8 protein-coding genes and 1 pseudogene are annotated in these 6,457 nt (G+C 70.1%); 2 read left to right on the top strand and 7 right to left on the bottom strand.

Features of this window, described 5'->3' with window-relative positions; all coding sequences use genetic code 11:
• The 5 genes from cbiE to N4P33_RS31005 all read right to left on the bottom strand — a co-directional run.
• The coding region (gene cbiE / locus N4P33_RS31025; RefSeq protein ID WP_260830271.1) for a precorrin-6y C5,15-methyltransferase (decarboxylating) subunit CbiE at window positions 1–734 on the bottom strand (734 nt) is incomplete at its 3' end.
• Between the two features lie 114 nt (window positions 735–848).
• Complete coding sequence (locus N4P33_RS31020) at window positions 849–1,487, bottom strand: GNAT family N-acetyltransferase (RefSeq protein ID WP_260830270.1); 639 nt, start codon at window positions 1,485–1,487, stop codon at window positions 849–851.
• Between the two features lie 137 nt (window positions 1,488–1,624).
• On the bottom strand, window positions 1,625–2,461 hold the full coding sequence (locus tag N4P33_RS31015) for a MetQ/NlpA family ABC transporter substrate-binding protein (RefSeq protein WP_260830269.1): 837 nt from the start codon (window positions 2,459–2,461) through the stop codon (window positions 1,625–1,627).
• A gap of 73 nt (window positions 2,462–2,534) precedes the next feature.
• Entirely contained in the window at window positions 2,535–3,260 is a 726-nt protein-coding gene (locus tag N4P33_RS31010) for a methionine ABC transporter permease (RefSeq protein ID WP_260830268.1), read from the bottom strand.
• Window positions 3,257–4,351, bottom strand: a complete 1,095-nt coding sequence (locus N4P33_RS31005; protein ID WP_313904616.1) for an ATP-binding cassette domain-containing protein — start codon at window positions 4,349–4,351, stop codon at window positions 3,257–3,259. The genes N4P33_RS31010 and N4P33_RS31005 overlap by 4 nt, the downstream gene beginning before the upstream one ends.
• 507 nt (window positions 4,352–4,858) lie before the next feature.
• Between N4P33_RS31005 and N4P33_RS31000 the strand changes: the two genes are divergently transcribed.
• Window positions 4,859–5,218: a hypothetical protein gene (locus N4P33_RS31000; protein ID WP_260830266.1), complete on the top strand. Its 360-nt coding sequence runs from the start codon at window positions 4,859–4,861 to the stop codon at window positions 5,216–5,218.
• The gene (locus tag N4P33_RS30995; RefSeq protein ID WP_260830265.1) at window positions 5,199–5,624 is read left to right on the top strand and encodes a hypothetical protein; all 426 of its coding nucleotides are present in this window, start codon (window positions 5,199–5,201) and stop codon (window positions 5,622–5,624) included. Before N4P33_RS31000 ends, N4P33_RS30995 begins: the two co-directional genes overlap by 20 nt.
• 72 nt (window positions 5,625–5,696) lie before the next feature.
• Here the strand turns inward: N4P33_RS30995 and N4P33_RS30990 are convergent, their stop codons facing one another.
• Window positions 5,697–6,194 carry a GNAT family N-acetyltransferase gene (locus N4P33_RS30990; protein ID WP_260830272.1) on the bottom strand — a complete coding sequence of 166 codons (498 nt, stop codon included), beginning with the start codon at window positions 6,192–6,194 and terminating at the stop codon, window positions 5,697–5,699.
• Window positions 6,195–6,251: 57 nt separating this feature from the next.
• A pseudogene (locus N4P33_RS30985) lies at window positions 6,252–6,457 on the bottom strand (sigma-70 family RNA polymerase sigma factor); the annotation flags it as partial.

The raw sequence follows: 6,457 nt of genomic DNA, 5'->3' as shown, positions 1-6,457 counted from the left end.
GCCGTGCGCAGGGGGTCGCGCTCGCCTTCGCCGAGGTCGCCGCCGTACGCCTCGGCGGGCTGTGTCCAGCCGCGGGGCCCGGCGGCGGGGTCGCGTCCGGCGATCCAGCCGCCGGACTCGCCGGCGCCCACGGGCCCGCCGATGACGATGACGACGTTGGGGTCGCGCCAGGTGTGGTCGGCGGCCTTGTCGGAGGTGACGACGGTGACCTGCTCGCGTTCGGTGCCGAGTTCCTCGCAGATGACGAAGGTGCGGTGGATGCCGTCCATGAGCAGGCCGAGTTCGGCGGGCCCCGCTCCGGGTGAGGTGAGGACGGCGACCTTGGTGTGGGCGCGGCACACGTTCACCGCGCGTCGCAGGGTGCGCGGGTGTGCGACGACCACGTGGGCGTCGTCCCAGGGCATGCCGGCGCGGGCGAAGGCGGCGGCCACGGAGGAGACGGCGGGGACGACCTCGACCTCGAGGCCGAACTCCGGTGCGCGCAGGGTGCGTACGACGCCGAAGAAGCCGGGGTCGCCGTCGGCGAGGACGACGGCGGTGCCGCGGTGGGCGGCGACGCGGCGGGCGGCGAGGGCGACGGAGCCGAGCCGGATGCGTTCCGCGCCGGGGGGCACCTCGGGGAGCGCCAGATGGTGGGCGGCACCGGCCACCAGGGTGGCGGCGCCCAGCGCGGCGCGTGCCGCGGCGGTCAGCGGCGAACCGTCCCAGCCGATCACCGTGACCCGGTCGGCCATCGTCGTCTCTCTCCAGGGTTTGCGCAGGTCGTCGTCGGCTGTGCCGCTGGTGGGCGGGCTCCGTGAGCGTACCTGGTGTGGCCGTGGGCGGCCGCCCCGGTGCCCGGTGAGGGGTCAGTTCCAGTCGGGGTAGGCGGAGAACTGGCCGGTGTCGGCGAGCGGTCCGTCGGCGCCCTCGATGTCCTCGGGCAGCAGGCTCCACACGATGTAGTCGGTGCGTACGTCGTTCCAGGTGCCGTCGTCGGCGCGGACGCGCGCTATGCAGGCGCCGCGCAGGACGCCCTCGCTGATGCAGCCGATCTTCTGGGCGACCTGCTGGGCGGCGGTGTTGTCGGCGGCGGTGCGCAGTTCGACGCGTTCGAACTTCTGGTCGCCGAAGAGCCACTGGGCGGTGGCGAGGGCGGCCTCGGAGGCGTAGCCCTCGCCGCGGGCCCAGGGGGCGATGACGTACGACATCTCGGTGGACCGTACGTGCCAGTCGGTCCTGGTGAGCCGGACGGTGCCGACCAGGCGCTGGGTGAGGAACTCGGTGACGGCGAGGTCGAGGCCCCGGCCGGCCGCCCGCTCGGCGGGGGCGTGCTCGGTGATCCAGCTGCGGGCGCGGTCCTCGGTGTAGGGCTGGGGGGCGTCGGTCCAGGCGCCTACCTGTTCGTCGTTCATCATCTCGGCGAGGGCCGGGATGTCATCCTCGTCGAGGGGACGCAGCACCAACCGCTCCGTGCTGATGGAGATGTTGGGGAAGGTGCTCGTCATGCGCCGCTCCGTAACCTTCGAGTCCTCAGGTGCTGCTGAACTGCCCAGCATGCAGCATGAAAGCACTGAATCGCACTGCGGGGTCCACTCCGTGTACCGGAGTGGACCCCGTGGGTGGTCGCCGGGTGCGGGCCGGATCAGAAGGCGGCGACGACGGAACCGGAGTACTTGTCCTCGATGAACTTCTTCACCTCGGGCGAGGTGAGGAGCTTCGCGAGCTTCTTGACGCGCGGGTCGTCCTCGCTGCCCTTCTTGACGGCGAGGAAGTTGCCGTACGGGTTGCCCTTGGGCGACTCGGCGGCGATGGCGTCCTTCGCCGGGCTGAGGTCGGCCTCCAGGGCGTAGTTGCCGTTGATGACGGCGGCGTCGACGTCGCCGAGGGAGCGCGGCAGCTGGGCCGCCTCGAGCTCCTTGAACTTCAGGTTCTTGGGGTTGGAGGCGATGTCCTTGGGGGTCGCGTCGTAGCCGGCACCGGCCTTGAGCTTGATCACGCCGTTGGCTTCGAGCAGCTTCAGCGCACGGGCCTCGTTGGTGGTGTCGTTGGGCAGGGCGATCGTGGCGCCCTTGGCGAGGTCCGTGAGCTTCTTGACGCCCTTGGAGTAGACGCCGAGCGGCTCCAGGTGCACCGTGGCGCCGGGCACGGCCACGATGTCGGTGCCGTTCTTCTTGTTGAAGTCGTCCAGGTACGGCTGGTGCTGGAAGTAGTTGGCGTCGAGCTCGCCCTGCTGGACGGCCGTGTTCGGGGTCACGTAGTCGGTGAACTCCTTGACCTCGAGTTCGAGGCCGGCCTTCTCGGCGAGGTTGTCCTTGACGTACGTGAGGATCTCGCCCTGCGGGGTGGGCGTGGCGGCGACGGTCAGCGGGCCGCTGGTGTCGGCGGCGTCGGAGCCCTTGTCGGCGCCGCAGGCGGTGAGCCCGAGGGTGAGGGCTCCGGCGGCGAGGACGGCGGTGGTGATCTTGGCGGTGTTACGCACGAAAAGTGCCTTTCCTTATGGTGGTGCGACCCCGGCCGGGGTGTGGCGGGGGGGTTCTGGGGGTGACCCGGACCTAGACGGTCTTGGTCGTGGCGGTGGACGCCTTCAGCAGCCGCAGCTTCGGCGCCGCTCCCGACTGGCCACCGCGGCGGTGCAGGGAGCGGGCCGCGTAGTCGCCGGCGAACTGGATGAGGGAGATGACGACGGCGAGGATCGCGACGGTGATCCACATCAGTTCGGTCTCGAAGCGCTGGTAGCCGTAGCGGATGGCGATGTCGCCGAGGCCGCCGGCGCCGACCGTGCCGGCCATGGCCGAGTAGCCGATGAGGGCGACGATCGTGGTCGTGGTGCCGGCGATGAGGGAGGGCAGGGACTCGGGGACGAGGACCTTGCGGACGACGGTCCAGGTGTTGCCGCCCATCGCCTGCACGGCCTCCACCAGACCGGAGTCCACTTCCCGGACGGACGTCTCGACCAGGCGCGCGAAGAACGGGATGGCCCCGATCGCGAGCGGCACGATGGCGGCGTCGCGGCCGATCGTCGACCCGGTGACCCAGCGGGTGAAGCCCATCAGCGCGACCATCAGGATGATGAACGGCATCGAGCGGGCGACGTTCACGATCTGCCCGACGACCTTGTTGGCGACGACGTTCTGCAGCAGGCCGCCCCGGTCGGTGAGGACCAGGAGGATGCCAAGCGGCAGACCGCCGGCGACGGCGATCAGCGTGGACCAGCCGACCATGTAAAGGGTGTCCCAGCACGCCTGGGACAGCAGGGGCTGCATCTCGGACCAGGTCACAGCCGGGCACCTTCCTTCAGCAGTACGGGCTCCTGGCCCAGGACGTCGATCTGCAGGCCCTGTTCGCGCAGGAAGCCGATCGGCACGACGTTGTCCTCGTAGCGGCCGGGCAGTTCGATGCGCATCCGGCCGACCTGGAGGCCGCCGACGGTGTCGATGGCGGCGCCGAGAATCGATATGTCGATGTTGTAGGTGCGCGACAGCTGGGAGATGACCGGCTGGGTGGCGCTCTCGCCGTGGAAGGTGACGTCGATGACGGTGCGGTCGTCGGCGGAGGCGTCGCCGCCGACGGGGAACAGCGCGGAGGCGAGTTCGGAGCCGGGGGTGGCGAGGAGGTCGGTGACCGTGCCGGACTCGACGATGCGGCCCTTCTCCATGAGGGCGGCCGAGTCGCAGATCGACTTCACGACGTCCATCTCATGGGTGATGAGCAGGACGGTGAGGCCGAGCTGCCGGTTGAGGTCGCGCAGCAGCTGGAGGATGGAGCGGGTGGTCTCCGGGTCCAGGGCGCTGGTGGCCTCGTCGGAGAGCAGGACCTTGGGGTCGCCGGCGAGGGCGCGGGCGATGCCGACGCGCTGCTTCTGGCCGCCGGAGAGCTGGGCCGGGTAGGCCTTGGCCTTGTCGGCGAGGCCGACCAGGTCGAGCAGTTCCAGCGCCTTGGCGGAACGCTCCTTCCCGGACTTGCCGAGGATCTCCAGCGGCAGTTCGACGTTGTCCTGCACGGTCCGGGAGGACAGCAGGTTGAAGTGCTGGAAGACCATGCCGATCCGGCTGCGGGCCTGCCGCAGTTCCCGGCCGGCCCGGGGCCCGCGGCCGGCCAGGGCGGTGAGGTCCTGTCCGGCGACGGTCACGGTGCCGGAGGTGGGCCGCTCCAGCAGGTTGACGCAGCGGATGAGGGAGGACTTGCCGGCGCCGGACTGTCCGATGACGCCGTAGACCTCGCCTTCGCGGACGTGAAGGTCGACGCCGTCCAGGGCGGTGACCTCGCGGCCGCGTGAGCGGTAGACCTTGGTGAGGCCCGAGGTGGTGATCACGTGGGTTTCCGTCACTGTCGTGTGCGCGGCGCGTCGTGGGCGCCGGGCACGAGGCATTCAGGGTCGAAAGGCAGCCTGGACGCGGCACGGCTTCTCGCGGGCGCGGCTTGTGCGGCCGGGTGGAAGACGTACGCGCGGGGCGTGGCTCAGTCGCGCGTGCGGGGCACGTGGGCGGACATGAGCGGGCTCTCGCTTCGGGGCGCGAGGCTCAGATGATGCAGGGGCCCTCTAGAAGGCGCGCATTCGGCGCGGACACATACAACGAGCACCGGGCGTCATCGTCGCCTCGGTCGCAGGAGTGCGGTCGCTCGTCGTGGTCATGCGATCAGTAAAGCAGACGTTTGCTGCTGACCGGACACGGGTGTCCGGATGGTGGACAGGCGTGGACAGGGGTGAGTGGGGGGTGGTCGGTCCTGCTTTTCCGTGTGTGAACAGGGCAGACGGGGCCGAGCGGTGGTCCAGGCGCTGAGGAGGGGCGGCCCGTCCGGCGGCCTTGTGTGGTCAAGACCACGGCCGGCAGGGGCGGGCGAGGCGTGCGTACGGCGGCGTAATAGGGTCGCTGCCATGCTTGATGTCCTGACGCTGGTGACCGGCGTCGCCGCGTTGTTGCTGGCCGCGTGGTGCGGCTGGGCCGCGTACCGTGATCAGCCGACGAAGGACTGGCACTTCATCGGCATGGCCGTGGTGACCCTGCTGACGCTGGTGCAGCTGGTCGTCGGGATCGTGCAGCTGGCCCGGGGCGAGAAGCCGGAGCAGGGCACGACGATCTTCGTGGCGTATCTGCTGGGCTCGTTCGCGTGTGTGCCGGCCGCCGCGTTCATGTCGCTGGCCGAGCGCACGCGGTGGGGGTCGGTGACCGTCGCCGCGAGCGGTGTCGTGCTGGCCGTGCTGGAGGTGCGGCTCTATGACATCTGGGGAGGCTGAGGTGTCCGCGAAGCGGCTGATCAGCGGGCCCGGGCTGTTGCTGGTGTGGCTGTACGGGGTGATGGTCGTCGGGGCGGTGTCGCGGTCGGCGTATCAGATCGCCACGGAGTTCGATCGGGCGCCGCTCGCGTACTCGTTGTCGGCGGTGGCCGGTGTCGTGTACGGGTTCATCACGTACACCTTGGTGCGAGGTGGCGAGACCGCACGGCGGGCGGCGTTGGTGTGCTGTGCCGCGGAGCTGGTGGGTGTGCTGACGGTGGGGACGTGGACGCTGGTGGATCCGTCGGCGTTTCCTGATGCGACCGTGTGGTCGGATTACGGGATGGGGTATTTGTTCATTCCCGTGTTGCTGCCGCTTTCCGCCATTTACTGGTTGCGGAAAGCGCGTGAGCGGGCAGCCGCCTGAGGTTGTCAGGCGGCTGACGGTCCGTCTGCGGCTGGTCGCGCAGTTCCCCGCGCCCCTGAAGGGGCGCTGCAGTCACGCTGTTGTCGCGTAGGACTCCGCCTTCTTCTCCAGGACGATCATCGGGACTCCGTCCGAGCCCTGGGACGTGCCGACGCGCTGGTAGCCGACCTTGCTGTAGAGGCGCAGGTTGGACTCGCTGCGGTGGCCGGCTTCCAGGCGGAAGGTCTTGGCGCCGCGCTGTCCGGCCAGGGCCGCTTCCGCCGCGCGCAGCAGCCTCGCGCCGATGCCGTGGCCCTGGAGGCGGGGGTGGACGCAGAGCTTGCCGATGGCGGCGGCGCCGTCCTCGGTGATCCTGCCGCGGACCGAGCCGACGACCTCGTCGCCGAGGCGGGCGACGAAGACGCAGTCCTCGGCGACCTCCTGACGGACCGAGTCCAGCGTCTGGACCAGCGGGTCGATGCGGTAGTTGCCGTAGAGCGCCGCCTCGCTCTGGAAGCACAGGTACTGCAACCTGAAGATCTGCTCCGCGTCCTGCTCGGCCGCCGCAGAGATGGTCACGCTCATGCCCATGTGCGCACGCCTCCCGCTCACCTGATCACCTGTCGTCCCTCACTCCTATCCCCGTCCTCAGCGGGCCGCAACCTCCGGTGTGAGCAAACGACGTAGACATCCCAGGCATCTGGAACGTTCCGGACCAAGACTCCCCTGTGAGATACCCAACTCCCCTGCGATTTCCCGGTATGTCGGGTCGTGCGGGGACAGCAGCGCCTCCATGAGCCGGGGGCAGCGGCCCGGCAGCCGGCGCACGGCGTCCCGCAGGGCGCGGCGGCGGG

The sequence above is a fragment of the Streptomyces sp. 15-116A genome (assembly GCF_025290915.1).
In the GTDB taxonomy this organism is placed as follows: domain Bacteria; phylum Actinomycetota; class Actinomycetes; order Streptomycetales; family Streptomycetaceae; genus Streptomyces.
This window is presented reverse-complemented; position numbering and strand designations above follow the sequence as displayed.